The sequence below is a fragment of the Cupriavidus necator genome (assembly GCF_016127575.1).
Classification (GTDB): domain Bacteria; phylum Pseudomonadota; class Gammaproteobacteria; order Burkholderiales; family Burkholderiaceae; genus Cupriavidus; species Cupriavidus necator_D.
The window spans coordinates 1520733-1539450 of the sequence record NZ_CP066019.1; the positions used below are offsets into that span (position 1 = coordinate 1520733).

15 protein-coding genes and 1 pseudogene are annotated in these 18718 nt (G+C 66.0%); 7 read left to right on the plus strand and 9 right to left on the minus strand.

Going from position 1 to position 18718, the window contains the following annotated elements:
• Positions 1 to 164: 164 nt before the first annotated feature.
• Positions 165 to 1979, plus strand: coding sequence for a LysR substrate-binding domain-containing protein (locus I6H87_RS34830; protein ID WP_011617233.1), 1815 nt, complete (start codon positions 165 to 167; stop codon positions 1977 to 1979).
• 124 nt (positions 1980 to 2103) lie between these two features.
• Here I6H87_RS34830 and I6H87_RS25970 read toward each other — a convergent pair whose 3' ends face one another.
• Positions 2104 to 2967, minus strand: coding sequence for a cysteine hydrolase family protein (locus tag I6H87_RS25970; protein WP_011617234.1), 864 nt, complete (start codon positions 2965 to 2967; stop codon positions 2104 to 2106).
• Between the two features lie 530 nt (positions 2968 to 3497).
• Here I6H87_RS25970 and I6H87_RS25975 point away from each other — a divergent pair.
• The 3 genes and pseudogenes from I6H87_RS25975 to I6H87_RS25985 all read left to right on the plus strand — a co-directional run.
• The gene (locus I6H87_RS25975; RefSeq protein WP_011617235.1) at positions 3498 to 4328 is read left to right on the plus strand and encodes an alpha/beta fold hydrolase; all 831 of its coding nucleotides are present in this window, start codon (positions 3498 to 3500) and stop codon (positions 4326 to 4328) included.
• A 135-nt stretch (positions 4329 to 4463) separates the two neighbouring features.
• Positions 4464 to 5894 (plus strand): catalase, encoded by a 1431-nt coding sequence (locus I6H87_RS25980; RefSeq protein ID WP_011617236.1) that lies wholly within the window; start codon positions 4464 to 4466, stop codon positions 5892 to 5894.
• A 180-nt stretch (positions 5895 to 6074) separates the two neighbouring features.
• A pseudogene (locus I6H87_RS25985) lies at positions 6075 to 6347 on the plus strand (LysR substrate-binding domain-containing protein); the annotation flags it as partial.
• A gap of 19 nt (positions 6348 to 6366) precedes the next feature.
• Here I6H87_RS25985 and I6H87_RS25990 read toward each other — a convergent pair.
• Together I6H87_RS25990 and I6H87_RS25995 are read right to left on the minus strand one after the other, a co-directional pair.
• Positions 6367 to 7209 (minus strand): universal stress protein, encoded by an 843-nt coding sequence (locus tag I6H87_RS25990; RefSeq protein ID WP_011617237.1) that lies wholly within the window; start codon positions 7207 to 7209, stop codon positions 6367 to 6369.
• 32 nt (positions 7210 to 7241) lie between these two features.
• Positions 7242 to 8078, minus strand: coding sequence for a universal stress protein (locus tag I6H87_RS25995; RefSeq protein WP_010809285.1), 837 nt, complete (start codon positions 8076 to 8078; stop codon positions 7242 to 7244).
• 304 nt (positions 8079 to 8382) lie between these two features.
• Between I6H87_RS25995 and I6H87_RS26000 the strand changes: the two genes are divergently transcribed.
• From I6H87_RS26000 to I6H87_RS26010, 3 genes are read left to right on the plus strand one after another with little or no spacing between them, the layout of a single operon-like run.
• Positions 8383 to 8838 (plus strand): universal stress protein, encoded by a 456-nt coding sequence (locus I6H87_RS26000; protein ID WP_010809284.1) that lies wholly within the window; start codon positions 8383 to 8385, stop codon positions 8836 to 8838.
• A gap of 7 nt (positions 8839 to 8845) precedes the next feature.
• Positions 8846 to 9859 (plus strand): zinc-dependent alcohol dehydrogenase family protein, encoded by a 1014-nt coding sequence (locus tag I6H87_RS26005; protein WP_011617238.1) that lies wholly within the window; start codon positions 8846 to 8848, stop codon positions 9857 to 9859.
• 19 nt (positions 9860 to 9878) lie between these two features.
• Positions 9879 to 11201, plus strand: coding sequence for a phosphoribosyltransferase (locus tag I6H87_RS26010; RefSeq protein ID WP_011617239.1), 1323 nt, complete (start codon positions 9879 to 9881; stop codon positions 11199 to 11201).
• Between the two features lie 142 nt (positions 11202 to 11343).
• Here I6H87_RS26010 and I6H87_RS26015 read toward each other — a convergent pair whose 3' ends face one another.
• The 6 genes from I6H87_RS26015 to I6H87_RS26040 form a co-directional block, all read right to left on the minus strand.
• A complete protein-coding gene (locus I6H87_RS26015; protein WP_010809281.1) occupies positions 11344 to 12147 on the minus strand; it encodes an IclR family transcriptional regulator in 804 nt (267 codons plus the stop codon).
• Positions 12148 to 12315: 168 nt separating this feature from the next.
• Entirely contained in the window at positions 12316 to 13650 is a 1335-nt protein-coding gene (locus I6H87_RS26020) for an MmgE/PrpD family protein (RefSeq protein WP_011617240.1), read from the minus strand.
• 12 nt (positions 13651 to 13662) lie between these two features.
• Positions 13663 to 14511 (minus strand): alpha/beta fold hydrolase, encoded by an 849-nt coding sequence (locus tag I6H87_RS26025; protein ID WP_011617241.1) that lies wholly within the window; start codon positions 14509 to 14511, stop codon positions 13663 to 13665.
• Between the two features lie 12 nt (positions 14512 to 14523).
• Entirely contained in the window at positions 14524 to 16626 is a 2103-nt protein-coding gene (locus I6H87_RS26030) for an acetate--CoA ligase family protein (RefSeq protein WP_011617242.1), read from the minus strand.
• Positions 16627 to 16630: 4 nt separating this feature from the next.
• Positions 16631 to 17425 (minus strand): enoyl-CoA hydratase/isomerase family protein, encoded by a 795-nt coding sequence (locus I6H87_RS26035; protein WP_011617243.1) that lies wholly within the window; start codon positions 17423 to 17425, stop codon positions 16631 to 16633.
• A gap of 50 nt (positions 17426 to 17475) precedes the next feature.
• Positions 17476 to 18471, minus strand: a complete 996-nt coding sequence (locus I6H87_RS26040) for a tripartite tricarboxylate transporter substrate binding protein (RefSeq protein WP_011617244.1) — start codon at positions 18469 to 18471, stop codon at positions 17476 to 17478.
• Between the last annotated feature and the right edge of the window lie 247 nt (positions 18472 to 18718).

An 18718-nucleotide genomic window follows, 5' to 3' on the forward strand; every position in this document is an offset into this window, starting at 1 on the left:
ACCCGTGGTGAGAGCATCTCATTCCGATCGGGCAACGCTTGGACGAAGAACCAAGCTCTCCTGCAGAGAAATTCAAGGTGAAGGCAAGGACCTCTCCGGAGCGCGCGGGCAATCTCCACGCACATCGACTGCAACGGGTTGCGGTCGAGAAACGGAGAGAAAACATGAAGATTGTCGTCATCGGGTGCACCGGCCTCATCGGAACAAAGCTTGTGCAGGACCTTCGCAAGCGCGGCCATGACGTGCTCGCACCCGCCCCCGACACCGGCGTCAGCACCATCACCCGCGAGGGTTTGGCCAAAGCGCTCGACGGCGCCGAGGTCGTCGTCGATGTGGCGAATGCGCCAGTATGGGGAGACGAGACGGCCCTCGAGTTTCTCGAGCGATCGGGCCGCAACCTCCTGGCTGCGGGCGCTGCCGCCGGCGTACGCCACCATGTGGCCCTGTCGATCGTTGGTAGCGAACGGCTTCCCGACTGCGGCTATTTCCGGGCGAAGGTCGCGCAGGAGAGCCTCATCAAGGCGTCCGGCATTCCCTACACCATCGTGCGTGCGACGCAGTTCTACGAGTTTGTCGGCGACATTGCCCAGTCGGCTGCCCCGTTGGACACCTTAGGCAAGGAGATTCGCTTGTCGCCGGCGCTGATCCAGCCGATCGCGTCAGCGGACGTGGCAGCGGCGCTCGCCGAGGTTGCAGTCGCGCCGCCAGTCAACGGCACGGTCGAAGTCGCCGGTCCGGAGGCGATGCCGCTGGACGAACTGGTCAGGCGCTTCCTGCGGGCGACGCAGGATACGCGCAAGGTCGTGCCGGACGTCCACGCGCGCTACTTTGGTGGCCTCCTCTCCGATCGGACGCTCACACCCGGGGAGAACCCCCGCATCGGCGCGATCCGGTTCGAGGACTGGCTCGGTCGCTACCAGGCTAAGTCCTGCTTCGCCATGCAGTCCCCTCTTTTGGCGACTGCCGGCGCGGACAACTCGGAGGCGCTTGCATCGAGCTTCGCGACAAGCTATCCCGGAGTCGTCGCCTTCATCACCGTCGTGGCCGAAGGCGGCTTTTCCAAGGCCGCTGACCGGCTCGGGATCACTCGTTCCGCGGTCAGCCGCTGCATCCAGAAGCTGGAGGCGCAGGTCGGCTTGCGTCTGCTGAGTCGGACGACGCGCAGCATTTCGCTCACGCGCGAAGGCGAGATCCTTCATGCCCGCTGCCAGCCCAGCGTCGCTCTCATCACGGAGGCGATGGAGGACCTGCGCGATCTGCGCGACGGTCCGCCGCGAGGACGCCTGCGGGTCTCCGCTTCCGTGGGTTTCGGCCGCAAGGTGGTTGCACCGCTGCTGTGGGCCTTCCAGGAAAAGTACCCCGACATCGAGATCGAGCTGCACCTGGGCTGCGTCGCGAGCGACTTCACGTCGGACCGCATCGACGTCTCGTTTCTCAACGGACGCCTGGCCGACTCCCGGATCGTCGCGAAACGGATCGTCCCGATGCAGACTTTGGTGTGCGCCTCGCCCGCGTATGCGGTAAGGCGCGGTATGCCCGAGTCGCCGGACGCGTTGATGCTGCACGACTGCATCAACGTCCGTCTGCCGTCGGGCCGCGTCTACGAATGGGAGTTCAAGGTGGAGGGGGGATTGCGAAAGCTGACGCCGCCATCGCGCATCATGTTCAACGATGACGGGCTCGTGCTGGAGGCCGTCCTCCAAGGCAAAGGCATCGCTCAGTTGGGCGGGTACCTGATCTGCGATCTGCTGCGCGAGGGGAAACTGGTTCACTCCATGCCACAGTACGCACCCGATGACCAGGGCCACTACATCTGCTACCTGAGCCGTCAGCACCTGCCGTCGCGTATCCGCGTGTTCGTCGACCACATGACGGCAGCGATCCGGGCGCTGGACCTTCAATGCGCGGGTGCTTTCTCACCAACGCCTGATGATCGACAGGTCGCCTTGGCGCCAATGGTGCCCCTGCGGGGTCAATAGACTTGGCAAGACGAACGAGAGTCGACCCCACTCTTCGCTGGACTGGGCCACCCCCACCGAATTCGCCTGCCGATGCGGCCTGCATGGCACATCGGTGATCCCAGGAGGGCGAGGCAATCACAGGTCACCGCGCAGTGGGCTTCGCGAGCTGGGCGACGACCTCGTCGGTCGTCCACAGCGCGTTGGCAATGTAGCGGAAGTTGATCAGCGCGCTGAGATTGCCGTCGCCCTCAGGCAGCTTGGGGGCCGCGACCGCATCACGCACGATGGCCACCTCGAAGCCTTGCTCCGCAAACTCGCGCAAGTGGGACTCCACGCACAGGTTGGCCAGCATCCCGGCGAGGACGATCTTGGTGACCCCCTGCTTGCGAAGCTGGAACGCGAGATCGTTGGTCTGCGGGCTGTAGAGCTTGTGGGGCGAAGCGACGATCGTCTTGCCGTCCTCGATGTAGCGCTTGAACTCGGGCATGAAGTCCGCGCCCGAGCCGCGGAACCCATCCAGGCTCAGTGCGCCGGGTCTGTCGAAGATCTTGATCTTGTGCTGGAAGAGCTCGGCGGGGGCCTGGAACTTCCATCGGTGGTCGTGCGGGTAGTAGTAGTGAGGCGAGATCGCGACGACGATGCCCGCCTTCTTCGAGGACTCGAACAGGCGCAGCAGGTTCGGCACGAGCCGTTGCTCGGTGACGGCTTCACCAACAGCGGACCAAGCGGCTCCCTTCGGGCTCATGAAGTCGATCTGGGGATCGATCACGACCAGGGCGGTGCGTTCCAGATCGAGTGTCATCGTGGGAACGGGCATGGCGCGTTCGGTCGGATCGGTGTACTGCGCCGGTTGTACCGGATGTGGATGTGCCGTGGCGGTTGCGATGCTTGCAACGGCCATTGCAAGCGCGGCCGTCAACCGAAGCGTGGCGCGAGCAACGCATCGGTGGTCACGATTCTTGAAAGGCTCCGTCGACTGCTGTTGGTAGTTACTGCGTTGGGTCATGTTGGTTCCTCGGACTGGGGTGGACAACGAACACGCCGCGAGGGTCTCGATCCGATGCATCGATGCTGACGTGATGCGTTGAAATCTAGAAGCAAATGCCCGCCTGCACTAGGGGCTGGGTGTGGACAAATCTGTTGATCGCGAAGTACCAATCGCGCTCAGCGAGAGTCCGTCATGAATGAGCCGGAGCATTTGAAGATCCTGTCGCGCGGATGGCTGAGCCCGGTGAACGACCCAGCGGCACGCGCCGGATGCGCTGCCGCGACATTGGTGAAGATCCGGCAACATCGAATTGCCCGTGATGCATATCGCATGGCGAGGAGACCATGGCTAGACTGATCGCGTCTCCACTCAGATCCATACCCATGAAAATTGATCCCGCGCCAACACGGCCTGGCTTCGCTCGAGTCACGCGCCGTCAGTTGTTGGTCATCGGGGCAGGCACTGCAGCAGCAGCGGCTTTGCCATTCGCAGCGTCCGCTGCTCCTACTGCGCCGAATGGCGCTAAAACTCCGGAAGGAAATCCACCCATGAGCTATGTCACCACCAAAGACGGGGTCCAGATCTTCTACAAGGATTTGGGTCCCTCCAATGGCACCCCGATCGTCTTCTCGCACGGATGGCCTCTGAGCTCCGACGATTGGGACGCGCAGATGATGTTCTTCCTCTCCAAGGGCTATCGCGTCGTCGCGCACGATCGGCGCGGGCATGGCCGCTCGGCGCAAGTCTGGAACGGCCACGACATGGATCACTACGCCGACGACCTCGCCGCGGTCGTGAACCATCTCGACCTCAAGGGCGCGATCCACATCGGCCACTCCACCGGCGGCGGCGAGGTCGTGCGCTATCTGGCTCGCCACGGCGAGAAGCGGGCCGCGAAGGCCTGCCTCATTAACGCCGTGCCCCCGCTGATGGTCAAGACCGCGTCGAATCCCGGCGGCCTGCCGAAGGACGTGTTCGACGGCCTGCAACTGCAGACGGCCACGAACCGGGCGCAGTTCTACCGCGATATTCCCGCCGGGCCGTTCTACGGGTTCAACCGGCCGGGCGTGAAGCCGCAGGAAGGCATCATCCAGAACTGGTGGCGCCAAGGGATGATGGGCAGCGCCAAGGCGCACTACGACGGCGTCGTCGCGTTCTCCCAGACCGACTTCACCGACGACCTGAAGAAGATCGGACTGCCGGTGCTGGTGATGCACGGCGACGACGACCAGATCGTCCCCTACGCCGATTCCGCGCCGCTGTCGGTCAAGCTGCTGAAGAACGGCACGTTGAAGACCTACAAGGGCTTCCCGCACGGCATGCCAACAACGCACGCGAACCTCATCAACGCGGACCTGCTGGCTTTTATCAAGGCCTGATTGCGTCGAATCAGTCCGCACCGTCGATGGCCGGTCCACCGTTAAGTGGGGGCCATCGACGCGACTCCCACTCTGCACGTCCAGTCCTCCCTCCTGAAGAGGCTCCGCTGAATCCCTCTTTTTGCCCACATTGCCATGACCAAACTGACTCATGCCAACGGCGCCCCCGTTGTCGACAACTTCAACATCGAGACCGCCGGTGCGCGCGGCCCCGCGCTGCTGCAGGACATCTGGCTGCTCGAGAAGCTCGCCCACTTCGACCGCGAGGTGATCCCCGAGCGGCGCATGCACGCCAAGGGCTCCGGCGCTTTCGGCCACTTCACGGTGACGCACGACATCACGGCGTACTCGAAGGCCAGGCTCTTTTCCGGCGTCGGCAAGAAGACGGACGTCTTCGTGCGCTTCTCCACGGTGGCCGGCGAGCGAGGCGCGGCGGATGCCGAGCGAGACATCCGCGGCTTCGCGGTGAAGTTCTATACCGAGGAAGGAAATTGGGACCTGGTGGGCAACAACACGCCCGTGTTCTTCCTGCGTGACCCGCTGCGATTTCCCGACCTGAACCACGCAGTCAAGCGCGACCCGCGCAGCAACCTGCGCAACGCCCAGAACAACTGGGACTTCTGGACGCTGCTACCCGAGGCGCTGCACCAGGTGACCATCGTGATGAGCGATCGCGGCCTGCCCGATGGCTATCGCCACATGCACGGTTTCGGCAGCCACACGTTCAGCCTTATCAACGCGGACAACGAGCGGCGCTGGGTGAAGTTTCACCTGCGCAGCCGGCAAGGCATCCGTAACCTCACCGACGCACAGGACGCCGCGATCGTCGCCAACGACCGCGAGAGCGCGCAGCGCGACCTGCTCGAGGCGATCGACGGCGGCGACTTCCCGCGCTGGACGTTGTGCATCCAGGTGATGAGCGAGCAGCAGGCGCAGGTCTGCCCGTTCAATCCCTTCGACCTCACCAAGGTCTGGCCGCACGGCGACTATCCGCTAATCGAGGTGGGTGTGCTGGAGCTCAACCGCAACCCCGACAACTACTTCGCCGATGTGGAGCAGGCAGCGTTCTCGCCCGCCAACATCGTGCCGGGCATTGGCTTCTCGCCGGACAAGATGCTGCAGGGGCGGCTCTTCAGCTACGGCGATGCGGTCCGCTACCGGCTGGGCGTGAACGCGCACCAGATCCCGGTGAACGCCCCGCGCTGCCCGGTGCACAGCTATCATCGCGACGGCGCGATGCGCGTGGACGGCAACCAGGGCGGGCTGCCCGGCATCGTGCCCAACAGCCGCGGCGAGTGGGCCGACAGCCCGCGGCTGGCGGAGCCGCCACTGGCGCTCTCGGGCGCAGCCGCGCACTGGGACCATCGCGCGGACGAGGACTACTACTCGCAGCCGGGGGCGCTGTTCCGACTAATGTCGCCCGAGCAGAAGCTGCAGCTCTTCGACAACACGGCACGCTCGCTCGGCGGCGCGAGCGAGGACGTGCAGCAACGACATATCCGAAATTGCACGATGGCCGATCGCGCCTACGGCGCAGGGGTTGCCGAGGCACTGAAGAACCGCTAGTCAGAGACCGGGCGCGTTGGTGCAGCAAGTTGCCCAACGCGCCGTGAAAGGAGGGGCGGAGTTCGTACGCTAATGCGCATCGGGAGGAAGGCCTGGACGACCGCTGTAGCCTGGAAGCCGCCATCTGCCCATCCGATCATCGGAAGGCAGAGATGGGTCGGTCAGAGACGGTCACGCTTTGGCGGCGGGCATCCGATCAAGCAGGCGGTGATGGCCGGCATGGGCATCAGCCTGTTGTCGCTGCACACGCTGTCGCTGGAACTGCACACCGGCGAGATCGCGCTGCTGGACGTGACCGGCACGCCGATCGAGCGCATCTGGCATGTCGCGCATATGTCCAGCAAGCGTTTGTCACCGGCCAGCGAGAGCTGCCGCGCCTATCTGCTGGAGCACACGGCGGAGTTTTTGGGGAAGGAATATGGCGGGCTGATGCCTGGGCGGCGCGTGGCTTGAGGTACCGGGAGGGTTCGCCTCAGTGCGACATGAAGACAGGCAAGCCTGACTGCCGCAGCAGGGCGCGGGTGGTGCCGCCCAGCACCAGCTCCCTCAACCGGGAGCGGCCATAGCCGCCGGCGACCAGCAGGCCGGCCTGAACCTTGGCCGCAAGCTGTGGCAGAACGTGGTCGGGATCGCCCTCTCCGACCAGCAGACTGGCGCGGATGCCATGGCTGAGCAGCCATGCTGTCAGCCGATCGGCGCTGTCACGATAGGCCTCTTTCTCACCAGCAGCGCTGTACTTGCCAGCGCTGACCACCAGGACGGTAACGGCGCTGGCATGCACAAGCCACGGCAGTGCGTCCGCGACCGCGCGCGCGGCCTCCCGGCCGCCGTTCCATGCGATGGCGACATGGCCGCCAAGTCGCGGGCCGGACCCGCCCGGCACCAGCAGGATGGGCCGGCCTGCATTGAGCATTGCGTACTCCGCGACCCCGGCCAGCAAAGCCGGCACATCGGCCTGTGCCGAGGGCGCTGAGGGCAGGATGAGATCGGCGAAGCGGCCCTCGTCGGCAAGCGCCCAGCCAGACTCGGCTTCGACAACGATGTGCCGGGTGGGAATGGCCGGCGACACTTGCCCGGTCAGCGTTTCGAGTGCGTTCCTGTGAGCCGCAGCCAGCTTGTGCAAATGGTTCGCGGCAAGCACGCCGTATTGCCCGGCTTCTTCGCCCGCCCCGCGAAACGGCTCCAGGTGCGTTCCTGTTGCCGTCAGTCCGACCACGCTGCCGCCGGACTTTTCGGCAAGCCGTGCTGCCGTTTCAATGCGCGCGGACCGTGCAGCATCTTCGCTCAGGTCGACAAGGAAGGTTCTGAAGTCCATGACGTGATTCCACTCTTTGGTTTGACCTTGCATCATCGTGAAAACAGCACCGGTGCCGTCATCGAGTCAAGCAGCGTACGCGTGACACCGCCGAGCACCAGTTCCCGCATGCGACCGTGTCCGTAGGCACCCATCACGATCAGGTCGGCATCGAAATCCGCCGCGCGCGAAAGGATGAGTTCGCCGATGGTCAGGTCAGCCCCACCGGGACCGTGTTCGATTTCCACGGCGACGCCGTGGCGCTCCAGCACGCGTGCGGCGTGGCCGACCGGGGTGGCGTCGGCTCTGGCCTCCTTGGCCGCGGTCTGTGCGCAAAAAATGCGCGCCTGCGCGCCGGCCATCAGCGGCACGGCGTCGTGAAGCGCCCGCGCCGCCTCGCGGCTGCCATTCCACGCCACGATCACGCGCGTACCCAGCGATGGAAACGTGCCCGCGCACGGCACCACGAGCGTCGGTCGGCCGGTCTCCAGCAGCAGCGATTCCAGCAGTTGCCGGGCCACCGGACCTTCCGTATTGCCGGGGTCGTACTGGCCGGCAACGACCAGGCCGGCCTCGCGGGCCTCGCGCAGCACTGATGCCACCGCCCCCTGCTCCGCGGCGCGCCACTCCGCGCGCACCGGCATGGCCTGGGTTGCAGCCAGAAACTGCGCGCGGACGTCTTCCCTGACCTGCTTGCGCCGGGCCAGATCGTCCGCGACATATTGCTGCGCGCCGTCCATGAGGTAGAACCAGGCAGGATCGGGAATGAAACCTGCGTACATGCCGATCAGCCGGCACTGGCTGGCCGCCGCAAGTCGCCCCGCCACTTCGAGCCGCTGCCGTGCCTGCGGACTGCTGTCCAGATGCACCAGGATGCTGTCGTAAGCCATGATCGCCCTCCCCCTCAACTACAGACCAGTCTAGGCAGCAAGGCCGACCGGCGCTTGACCCGGATCAACGGGCCAGCCATGCGGCGACATGGCTCAAGTTCGTCCTGATGTGCGGTGGAGGCTACTGCGAACAAGGTATGTAAAACCGTCAAGCCATGCGGCCATCACTTCTGTCTGCGGTCAGTTTCTCGCGGCGCCTGCCCCTTCGGGTTGACCTATCTCAAGCGCATATCGAGGCCGGCGCCTACGCTGAATGCAGCGAATCGCAACATCGAGCACACCCTTGCCCTTCAGGAGATCCATCATGTACCAGCGCATCCTGCTCGCCGTCGATGGCAGCCGTTCTTCCGACCTGGCACTGAGCCAGGCCATCATCATCGCCAAGGCAACCGGGGCCGAGGTCAAGGCGCTGTTCGTGGTAGACGACAGCGATGTGTTCTTCGAGGCCAGTTACTTCAATCCAAAAGAACTGGTCGACAACATCACCGCGCACGGCCGCAAGGCACTGGATGCCGCCTCAGCCAGGCTCAGCGAAGCAGGCGTGCGCAATTCGGTGAAACTGGATGAAAAGCCGGTGGCGCCGGGCCGGATCTCGTTGACCATTGTCACCGAAGCCGATGCGTGGAATGCCGACCTGATCGTGCTTGGCACCCACGGCCGCCGCGGCGTCCGGCGCCTGCTGATGGGCAGCGTGTCGGAAGGCGTGCTTGCCAAGACCAGCAAGCCCGTGCTCCTGGTCCGCAGCGAAGTCGAAGGTTAGGCGCGCCATGCCCCACCAAACCATGCGTGCAATGGTCTTCGAGGGCGCAGGCCTGCCGCTGCGCCTCCACCACTTGCCGGTTGCCGAACCGGGGCCCGGCGAACTTCGCATTGCCGTGGGAGCTTGCGGGGTGTGCCGGACCGACCTGCATATCGCCGACGGCGACCTGCGCCATCCCAAGCCGGTGCTCATCCCGGGACATGAAATCGTCGGACAGGTGGATTCGTGCGGCGCCGGTGTCACCGTCTTCAAGCCGGGGGACCGCGTCGGTGTGCCCTGGCTCGGACATAGCTGTGGCCATTGTCGCTACTGCCTGCGTCATCACGAGAATCTTTGCGACGCACCGCTGTTCACTGGCTATACCCGCGATGGCGGCTATGCGGAGTACGTTGTTGCCGACAGCGGCTATTGCTTCCGGATTCCGCCCGGCTACGATGACGAACACGCCGCGCCACTACTCTGCGCGGGCCTGATCGGCTACCGGACGCTGCGCATGGCGGGCGCAGCCAGCCATGCGCAGCGCGTCGGCATCTACGGCTTCGGCGCCGCCGCCCACCTGGTGACGCAGATCGCGGTGGCGCAAGGCCGCGAAGTCTACGCCTTCACCCGCACGGGCGACGCAGGCGCCCAGCAACTCGCCTACCAATCCGGTGCGTGCTGGGCCGGCTCGAGCGAGCTCGAGTCGCCCGTGCCGCTGGACGCCGCGCTGATTTTCGCCCCGGTGGGCGCGCTGGTGCCCAAGGCGCTGCGCGCCGTGGACAAGGGTGGCATCGTGGTCTGTGGCGGAATTCATATGAGCGATATCCCAAGCATGCCTTACCAGCTGCTTTGGGAAGAAAGGCGCCTGTGTTCCGTAGCCAACCTCACGCGTGCCGACGGCATCGCGCTGATGGATATCGCCGCCCGGACGCCGCTGCATACGCACACCACCGCGTATCCGCTGGAGCAGGCCAACGAAGCACTGGCCGACCTGCGCGAGGGCCGGCTTACCGGCGCCGCCGTCCTGAAAGTCCGTCAATAGATCCCTGGCAGATAGATCGATGAGCCGTTACCAGACACGTTTTCAGGCGCGTGAGCATGCGGGCTCGGAGCTCGCCTGGGCGTTGCGCGCGTATCGGGGAACCGATGCCCTGGTGCTGGCGATTCCGCGCGGCGGCGTGCCGGTCGGGCGTGTTGTGGCCGACGCACTGGGCGCTGACTTCGACCTGGTGATGGCGCGCAGGATCGTTCCTGGCGTAGCACTGGACGACTCTGGCGCGACATGGTGCACGGACGCAATGGACGCAAATGGCGGCGCCGACAGCCAGCGTGATGCCCAGTTCGACCAGCTTCGCAGGCAGCGCGCCGTGTATACGCCGGTCCGCAAGCTGGCGGATCCGGGCGGTCGCGTGGTGATCGTCGTGGATGACGGCCTGGTGAGCGGCGCAACGATGTATGCGGCCCTCGCCAGCCTGCGCAAGCGGCAACCTGCCCGGCTCATATGCGCACTCCCGATCGCCACCCCAGCCGGGCTGGACCGGGTCCGCGCCCTGGCCGACGAAGTCATCTGCCTGGATACTCCGGACCGCATCGAAAACCTCGCGCACTTCTATCATGAGTTCCAGCTGGTCAGCGACGACCGCGTGCGACAGTTGACAGGGATACCGCCAACGCAGCCCCGGACCCGTGCCCGGCCAGGTGCGGTGGCGGGCGTGCCGTCGTTGAGCAAGGCGATGCTGATTCCGTATCAGACCACTCGGCTGCGGGCCATGCTCGAAACGGCCCCGAACCCGGTCGGCGTCGCGGTGATGGTGTATGCCGGTGGCGCGCAACGCCGTGCAGCCCGCAGCAATTACCTGGCACGCAAGCTGCGCGCGAAAGGATTCGCCACCATGCTCGTAGACCTGCAGCCTGACAGCCGCGTCGACGACGCACCGGAATCGGAGGTCGATGAGCTGGTGGCAAGACTGGACCAGACCTTGAGCTTCCTGCGTACTGGGACCCCTTGCGCAAGCTTGCCTGTGGGCCTGCTAAGTACCGGCACCGCAGCGGCGGCAGCCTTGCGCTCAGCCGCGTGCGGCGCGACGCAACTCAGCGCCGTGGCCTGTGTTGCGGGGCGGCTGGATCTCGCGGGCAGCGCAACCCTGCGGCAGCTTGAAATCCCTGCCTTGCTGATATGTGCCAGCGGCAATCCGAAAGACATCCAGATCAACAATCTTGCATTCGAGCAGATGCATTGTCCGCGGCAACTGAGGCTCATCCCGACCAGCGGCCGCGGATTTGAAGACCGCAGGGCCCTGGAAGACATCGCGGCACTCACGATAGGCTGGTTCGAGCGGCACCTTGCGACCCCATCTTGTCCCCGCCTGGGTTACGGCGGATGACCATGCCTGGCGGTTACGCGGGGCTGCGCCTGATGCGTGCGGCTCAACCCCAAAGACCGCACAACAATCTTGGGGCCAATAACGGGAGCCCGTCCTTTGACATGGGGCGAAAGCCGGCGCGGATCTCGATACCGCAGCGCCCCTACTCCACGCGCGGCATCCGCTCCTGTATCGCCGCTGCAAGTTCCATCAGTGGCTTAGCCAGCGCCGCCTCGACAGCACCGGCATCCTGGTGCGTGGATACGCTGACGTTCAATACATGGACGGCATATTCGTCAAATCGCAATGGTGTTGCCATGGCCACAACCTGAGGCTGCCATGACGCGACGCAGTAGCCTTTCTCATGCACGGAAGACACCGCAGCATCGATTTCGCGTCGCAGCTCCCCCCAGCCGCGGCCGCGGTTCTTGTCGGCCATGGCCCTCATCATCGCGTTGAACGCCTCAGGTGCCAGCGTTGCGAGGTGCGCGCGGCCGAGAGAGGTCAGTGCCATCGGGATGCGCTGCCCGCTCACCACCGTGCGCAGTGACTGGCGCCGGTTGTAGCGGAACGACTCCAGGTAAATCATCTCATCTCCCTCCGCCACCGCCAGTCCGACATTGATCTTGTGCCGCATGGCAACCTCGGCCATCATCGGCGCCGCGACCCTGAGAACCTGCGAGCCGTCGCGCATGGCATGCGCCATGCTGAGGACCGGCACACCCAGCCGGTAGGCCCGGCACTGCGGGACATACTCGAGCATGCCGGTCTCAATCAGCGACTGCGTCAGGCGGCTGACGGTCGAGCGGGACAAGCCGGTGCGCTCGGCAATCTCGCTGTTGCCGAGCATGGACGCGCCGGCGCGGAAGGCGCGCAGTACGGCAATGCCACGTTCGAGCGAGCGGTTGGGCGTCGCCTTGCCTTGGCCTGGTTTGATCCGTTCGATGTTGACGGTGCTGTTTGGCATGACAGGGGATCACTGCGCACCAGTGACCGTTCTGGAAAGCGGCGTCCGGTGCATGCATTTGCTGAGGTTGCACCCGCCGCAGGCAATGCTACTCGATGCCGATCTCCTTGTCCTACACCGCTTGTGTTCGTCATGCTGGTGACCGCGTTGGCGCCGGAGCGCCGCTGCTCAGCCAAACAGGCTGACCACCGGCTCCGTCTCGAAGTGCCAGATCTTCTGCGCCAGCCGGCGCGCGCCATCGGCGCCTATCACCGGCGCTGCCAGTTCGATCAGCTTGCCGCCGAGGTCAGCGTCGGACAGCGGGTCCTCCGGATCGCCCTTGCGATTTGGCTGCAAGTAGTCTGCCGTGGCCCCGTCCAGGGTTTCGATCTCAATCCTTGCCGCGCGCTTGCCAGGAAACCAGCCGTCGATTTCAGGGTCGACCTCGACAGTCATGCAGTCCATCAGCCGGCGCGTCTCGCTGTCCCACAACCGTTCCGGCGTGTAGGCCGACAAGCGCACGCTGCCATGCACCAGGGCGGCGGCGACGATGAACTTGAGGCTGAACTTGGCTTCGTTCTCGCTCCTGGGGTCGAGATAGCAGGCGATATCCAGCGCCGGGCGATACGTGGCGACGCGAATGCGACGGATCTGGGCGGTGTCGATGCCCAGCTTCGCTTTCAGCGCCAGCGCGCCGTCGATTGCCGCAAAGGTATGGCCGCAGCCAATGTGGTTCTTGAAGGTCAGCCGGCAAATATGGAAGTCTTTCCCAAGCGTCGATGCCAGCCCGTTCCAGTCAGGGCCGTCCGACATCGCTCGCCCCATGCCGGTCTCACCGTCGAGCACATCGAGCGAACCGGTGATGCCGGCAATGGCGGCGCGGGCGGCCAGCAATCCGCCCTCCGCTGCGCGGCCTGCGTGCAGCGGCTTGGACATCGAGTCCATGCGGAACGCCTGCTGCAGTCCGGCGGCGAAGGTCGCCGCGGTCGCCAGCGCGTGGGCAAGCTGCTCCTCGCTCGCCCCATGGATAAACGCCGCGGCGGCCGCCGCGCCAAACGTGCCGACAGTCGCGGTGCTGTGCCAGAAGCGATAGTGCGCCCGGCCCAGCACGACGCCGATGCGCGTTGAAACCTCATAGCCGACGACGATGCCCTTGAGCAGCGTCTCGCCGCTGGCGCCCGCGTCCTGTGCCGCAGCAATGGCGGCGGCAATGGTGGCGGCGCCGGGGTGATACATGGCATCACGGAAACTGTCGTCGATCTCGGCAGCGTGGGCGGCAGCGCCATTGAGCAGCGCCGCGGCGCGCGCCGTGGCGCGTTGCCCCATTGGCAGGGTGGCGTTGCCGCGGCCAAGCTCCTCTTCCAGCACGCGCTGCAGGCGCTGGACCGCATCGGTGCCGATGCCCGGGAACAGCGCCGCATGCCAGTCGACCAGCGCGCGCTTCGCATGATGCATCACCTCGGCTGGCAGCGGTCCTGCCTTGATGGTGCTGAAGAAAGGCCCAAAGGCCTCGGTTGCGTTCAAGATAGGTTCTCCTCAGCCGGCCTGCGCCGGCGTGTCGGGGAGCTGCTGCAGCCATGCCTGCAGCAGCCGGTTGACTTGTTGGTGGGCCTCATACTGGACCCAATGGCCGGCGCCCGGCACCACGCTGACACTGACTTCGGGCGCGTCGGCTGATGCATGCCGCGAGCCGCGGGCGATCCCGGCAATCGATTCGGGCGACATGGTCACGTCCGCTTCGCCCCAGATCATCAATACCGGGCCGGGAAAGCGCGCCAGCGCCTGCTGCAATCCGCCTGCGCGCGAGATCGATTTGCTATGGAAGCGGGTCGCGCGACAGGCACGCGTGTGGATGGCCACGGTTTCGCTGTCGATGGCGGCCGGATCGGCGATCATGAATGCCGCCAGATTGTCGCGCATCGCCGCGGCAAGCGCGTGCGGATCGTGGCAGCGGCGCCAGTCGACCAGCGCCCGCGTCATGCGGCGCGGACCGCCATGGCCGGCCGGCCCGAGCAACGCCAGGCGACCGACATCGATATCGCCAAGGCCCGCATGGGTCGCAAGGTGCGCCGCCACCAGCGCGCCGAAGGAAAAGCCCACCAGGTCGACACGGCCAGGTGATAGCTGGGCCAGCGAGCGGGCCAGGATCTCGACGACTCCAGGCAGATCGGCGCGCGGCGCCGCACCGGAATCGCCAAAGCCCGGCATGTCTGGCACCAGCAGCCGGCGGTTCCGGGACAACGGCCCGATATTGCGCGTCCAGTGCTGCCAGCTGCCATGGCCGCCATGCAACAGCACGCTCGCCGGGCCGTCGCCAAAGCTTCGCCAGATGATCTCGCACCCATCGACCGAAGTCACCAACACACCGTCGCGCACGTTGCACATGCCAGGGTCTCGTCAGGGCTTGTCGTTGCCGGCCAGCACCGCCACGCCATCGGCGGCCATCACACCCTGCCCTTCGGGCAGCACGAACACGGGATTCATCTCCGCCTCGACCAGCCGGTCGCCAAGCGTGGCGACCATGCGCGAGAAGGCGACGATCGCGTCGGCCAGGGCTTCCACATCCGCCTTCGGCCGGCCCCGGAAGCCCTGCAGCAGCGGGGCCGTCTTCAGGCGCCCGATCATCGCCAGCGCGGCGTCGCGGCTCAATCCGCGCTCGCCAGGCAGCAGCCGCAGCGTGGTATCGCCGAACAGCTCCGCGGTCACGCCGCCCATGCCGAGCAGGATCGCGGTGCCCAGCGCGTCGCGGTGCATACCGAGGATCACTTCGACGCCGGCCTTGACCATTTCCTGCACCAGGAAGCGTTGGGGCGCGATACCCGTGGCCGACTGCACGTCGCTTGCCATTCTTGCCAGCCGGCTTCCCACCTCCGCAGGCGGGACATTGACGGCCACGCCGCCGACATCGCTCTTGTGGGTGATCTCGGCCGACAGGATCTTCAGCACGACATTGCCGCTGAAGGCTTGCGCCGCCGCCATCGCCTCGGCGCCATCGTCAACCACAACCTCCTTCGCAACCGGTACGCCGAAACCGGCGAACAAGGTCTTGGCCGCGGCTTCGTCGAGCGAGCCGGTGCCATAGGAGGTGAGATCGGGCAACGGCAGCGTGGGAGTGCCCGCTTCGTCGACCGCGCCGAGCTTGCCGGCACGCAGCATCGCGTCGATCGCCACCGTGCAAGCCTCCGGCGCGGAAAACGCCGGCACGCCACGGCGATTGAGCAGCGATGCGACTTCCGGCGCATGCGGGCTCACGTACGCAATCACCGGTTTGTCGCTATGGGGCAGGCAGTCGCGAATGGCATTGGCCATCAGGTCTGGCATGGCCAGGCTGGACGAGCCCACGATGACTGCGACCGCGTCGTAGCTCGGGCTGTCGAGCAGGATGCGGATCGCTGCGCGGAGCAGGTCGGGCTGCAGCCCGGCCAGGGTTACGTCGATCGGGTTGCGGTCGAGCGCCGCGTGGTCGCCCTTCTGCAGCGCGCGCAGCTTCGCCGCGGTCGCTTCGTCAGGGGCCGGGGTCTCGAAGCCGGCCACGCCCAGGCTGTCGGAGACCAGCGTGCCGGCGCCGCCGGTCGAGGTCAGGATCGCAACGCGATTGCCAGTCAGTTTGCGCCCGGTAGCCAGGGCGGCGGGCATGTCGAGCAGGTCCGAGAAGGTCTGCGCGCGAATCACGCCGACCTGCTCAAAGAGCGCGTCATACATGCGATCCGTACCGGCCAACGCGCCGGTATGTGACACCGCGGCGCGCGCACCACTCTCGGAGCGGCCGATCTTGAACGCCACCACCGGCTTGCCGGCGCGCGCCGCCTTCAGCGCCGCGCGGCGGAACGTCTCCGGGTTGCGCACGCTCTCGACATACAGCGCGATCACGCGGGTGGCCTCGTCATCGGCCAGGTAATCGATAAAGTCGGCCAGATCCAGGTCGACTTCATTGCTGGTCGAAACCAGCTTGGACAGGCCGATGCCGCGTGCCGCGGCGCGCGACAGCAAGGCACCGAGGATGCCGCCGCTTTGCGACACCACGCCAATGCTGCCGGCCGGGAACTGGTCCATCTCCAGCGCGCCGCTGGCCGACAGCGGGATGTTGTCGGTCAGGTTGACCAGGCCGATGGTATTGGGCCCCAGCAGGCGCATGCTGCCGGCCGCCTCGATCAGCTCAGCCTGGCGCCGCGCGCCCTCGGCGCCGGTCTCGGTATAGCCGCTCGCCAGCACGATGGCCGCGCCGGCGCCGCGCGCCGCCAGGTCGCGCACGGCCAGGTGCGCACGCTCGGCGCCCAGCAGCACGATGCCGACGTCCGGCACTTCGGGCAGCGAGGCAATGTCCGGATAGCAAGGCAGCCCGTCGATCGACTCGACCTTGGGGTTGACCGGGTAGATCGCCCCGCTGAACCCATGCTTGCGCAGGTAGGAAACCGGGCGGCCTGCAGTCTTTGCGGGGTCGGCGGATGCGCCAATCACGGCAACGCTGCGCGGCGTGACAAGTCTTTGGATGGCATTCATGTGGTCAGGCCTTGCTGGCGGTCTTGTTCAGGAAAGCCAGCACGGAGTCGCGATGCTCGGTGCTGGTGTAGCAGATGCCCTGCGCCTGGCTGCCCTGGGCGAAGACCTGGTCGGCGGGCAGTTCGAAGGACTGGTTCATGATGCTCTTGCCCAGCGCGATCGCGGTAGCCGAGCCCTGGCTCAGTTGCGCCGCCCAGCTCAGCGCATCGTCGATCAGCGCTTCGGGCTTGCTCAGGCGGTCCGCGATGCCGAGGGCCGCGGCCTCCTGCGCCTCGACCTTGCGGCCCGTGAAGACCAGTTCCTTCGCTGCCGGCAGCCCTACGCGGCGCGGCAGGAAATACATGCCGCCACCGTCCGGGATCAGGCCCCGGTTGATATAGGACCAGGAGAACGACGCCGCTTCGGACGCCAGCACGAAATCGCAGCACAGCGCGGTATCGGCACCCAGCCCGGCCGCGGCACCGTTGACCGCGGCGATGGTGGGCTTGGGCATGGTGTGGAGCAGCTTCACGGTGTAGTGGACCCGCTGCTGGCGGCTCCAGCCATTGAAGCCCACCTCGCCGATGGGCGCCTCCATGCGGCGCTGCATGCCGGCCACGTCGCCGCCGGCGCAGAAGCCCTTGCCGTTCCCGGTGAGCACCAGGGCACGAATGGCCTTGTCCGCCGCCACGCGCTCCAGCGCGTCGATGAATTCCGAGCGCATGTCGTCGCTCATGGCATTGCGCTTGTCGGGGCGGTTAAAGGTGAGCAGCGCGATGCCCGATTCGATCTTCAGTTCAATCAGGGAATAGTTGTCCATGGTCCTGTCCGGTGCTATGTGTGCGATCTGTTTTTTTACGAGTGCCGCGCTCAGTCGGCCGTGATATTGGCGTCCTTGATGACCTTGCTCCAGCGCTGGCTCTCGGCCTTGACGTAGCGGCCGAACTCATCTGGTGTGCCGCCACTGATGGCAAGCCCCTCCTGTTCGGCGCGCTTGCGGAACGCGTCGGTGTGCACGGCCTTCTTCGCCGCGGCGTTCAGCCGCGTGATCACCGCCGGCGGCGTGCCGGCCGGTACGAACAGGCCATACCAGCTATCCGCCACATAATTGGGCACGCCGCTTTCCGCGATCGTTGGCACCTTGCTCAGCGCCGGCGCCTGCGAGCGCTGTGCGGTCGTGACCGCCACCGCCCGAAGCTTGCCGCTCTCCAGGTGCGGCGCGACTGCGGCTGCCGTGGCGAACATCACATCGACCTGCCCGCCGAGCAGGTCCGTGATCGCCGGGCCGGCGCCGCGATAAGGAATGTGGTTCAAGTCGACCCTGGCCATGTTCTTGAACAGCTCGCCGGCCAGGTGCGCCGAAGTGCCCGCGCCCTGCGAGGCGTAGTTGAGCTTGCCCGGCTTGGCCTTGGCGGCCGCGATCAGGTCCTGCACGGTCTTGATGGGGCTGTCCGGCTTCACCACCAGCACGTTGGGCGAGCGGCCCACCAGCATGACCGGCGCGAACGCCTTCTCCGTATCGAACGGCAGTTTCTTGTGCAGGCTCGGGTTGACCGCGTGGGCCAGCGTCGCCATCACCAGCGTGTAGCCGTCTGGTGCGCTCTTGGCCACCGCATCGGTGCCGATAATGGTGCTGCCGCCCGGCTTGTTATCGACGATGACGGGCTGGCCAAGGTCCTCGCCCATGGTAATGCCCATGGCACGCGCCACCAGGTCCGTGCCGCCGCCGGGGGCGAACGGCACCACCATGCGGATCGGCTTGTCGGGAAAGGCTGCGAGCGCCGGCAAAGGCGCTGTCGCGGCCATGAGGAACGGAATGGCTGCCTTGGCAAGCCGGCGGAACAATCCGGTGCAGAACGGATGCATGCTTTGTCTCCTGGAACGAGTCGGAACGCCGCGGCATCACACTGCGTGCACCGGGCGCGTTTCTTTGTTGGAGACAGCTTAGGCCCAGGCGGGCGATTCCACACCCCCACAATTCCACTGTATGGAATTCATAGGGCGCCATCCCGCGCGGCAAAAAAGGAGGCCCTGCAGAGCCCACAAACTCTGCAGGGCCAACCGTATCCCCAAACCAGTCCCAGACCGCCAGCCCCCGGGAAATCAGGACTGC

Excerpts from the sequence above, each read along its gene's own strand:
- I6H87_RS26025 (WP_011617241.1), bottom strand. The coding sequence starts at position 14,511 with ATGTGCAACGTGCGCGACGGTGTGTTGGTGACTTCGGTCGATGGGTGC.
- I6H87_RS26005 (WP_011617238.1), top strand. The coding sequence starts at position 8,846 with ATGCCCCACCAAACCATGCGTGCAATGGTCTTCGAGGGCGCAGGCCTG.
- I6H87_RS26000 (WP_010809284.1), top strand. The coding sequence starts at position 8,383 with ATGTACCAGCGCATCCTGCTCGCCGTCGATGGCAGCCGTTCTTCCGAC.
- I6H87_RS26015 (WP_010809281.1), bottom strand. The coding sequence starts at position 12,147 with ATGCCAAACAGCACCGTCAACATCGAACGGATCAAACCAGGCCAAGGC.
- I6H87_RS25970 (WP_011617234.1), bottom strand. The coding sequence starts at position 2,967 with ATGACCCAACGCAGTAACTACCAACAGCAGTCGACGGAGCCTTTCAAG.
- I6H87_RS25975 (WP_011617235.1), top strand. The coding sequence starts at position 3,498 with ATGAGCTATGTCACCACCAAAGACGGGGTCCAGATCTTCTACAAGGAT.
- I6H87_RS26035 (WP_011617243.1), bottom strand. The coding sequence starts at position 17,425 with ATGGACAACTATTCCCTGATTGAACTGAAGATCGAATCGGGCATCGCG.
- I6H87_RS26030 (WP_011617242.1), bottom strand. The coding sequence starts at position 16,626 with ATGAATGCCATCCAAAGACTTGTCACGCCGCGCAGCGTTGCCGTGATT.
- I6H87_RS34830 (WP_011617233.1), top strand. The coding sequence starts at position 165 with ATGAAGATTGTCGTCATCGGGTGCACCGGCCTCATCGGAACAAAGCTT.
- I6H87_RS26010 (WP_011617239.1), top strand. The coding sequence starts at position 9,879 with ATGAGCCGTTACCAGACACGTTTTCAGGCGCGTGAGCATGCGGGCTCG.
- I6H87_RS25980 (WP_011617236.1), top strand. The coding sequence starts at position 4,464 with ATGACCAAACTGACTCATGCCAACGGCGCCCCCGTTGTCGACAACTTC.
- I6H87_RS25995 (WP_010809285.1), bottom strand. The coding sequence starts at position 8,078 with ATGGCTTACGACAGCATCCTGGTGCATCTGGACAGCAGTCCGCAGGCA.
- I6H87_RS25990 (WP_011617237.1), bottom strand. The coding sequence starts at position 7,209 with ATGGACTTCAGAACCTTCCTTGTCGACCTGAGCGAAGATGCTGCACGG.
- I6H87_RS26040 (WP_011617244.1), bottom strand. The coding sequence starts at position 18,471 with ATGCATCCGTTCTGCACCGGATTGTTCCGCCGGCTTGCCAAGGCAGCC.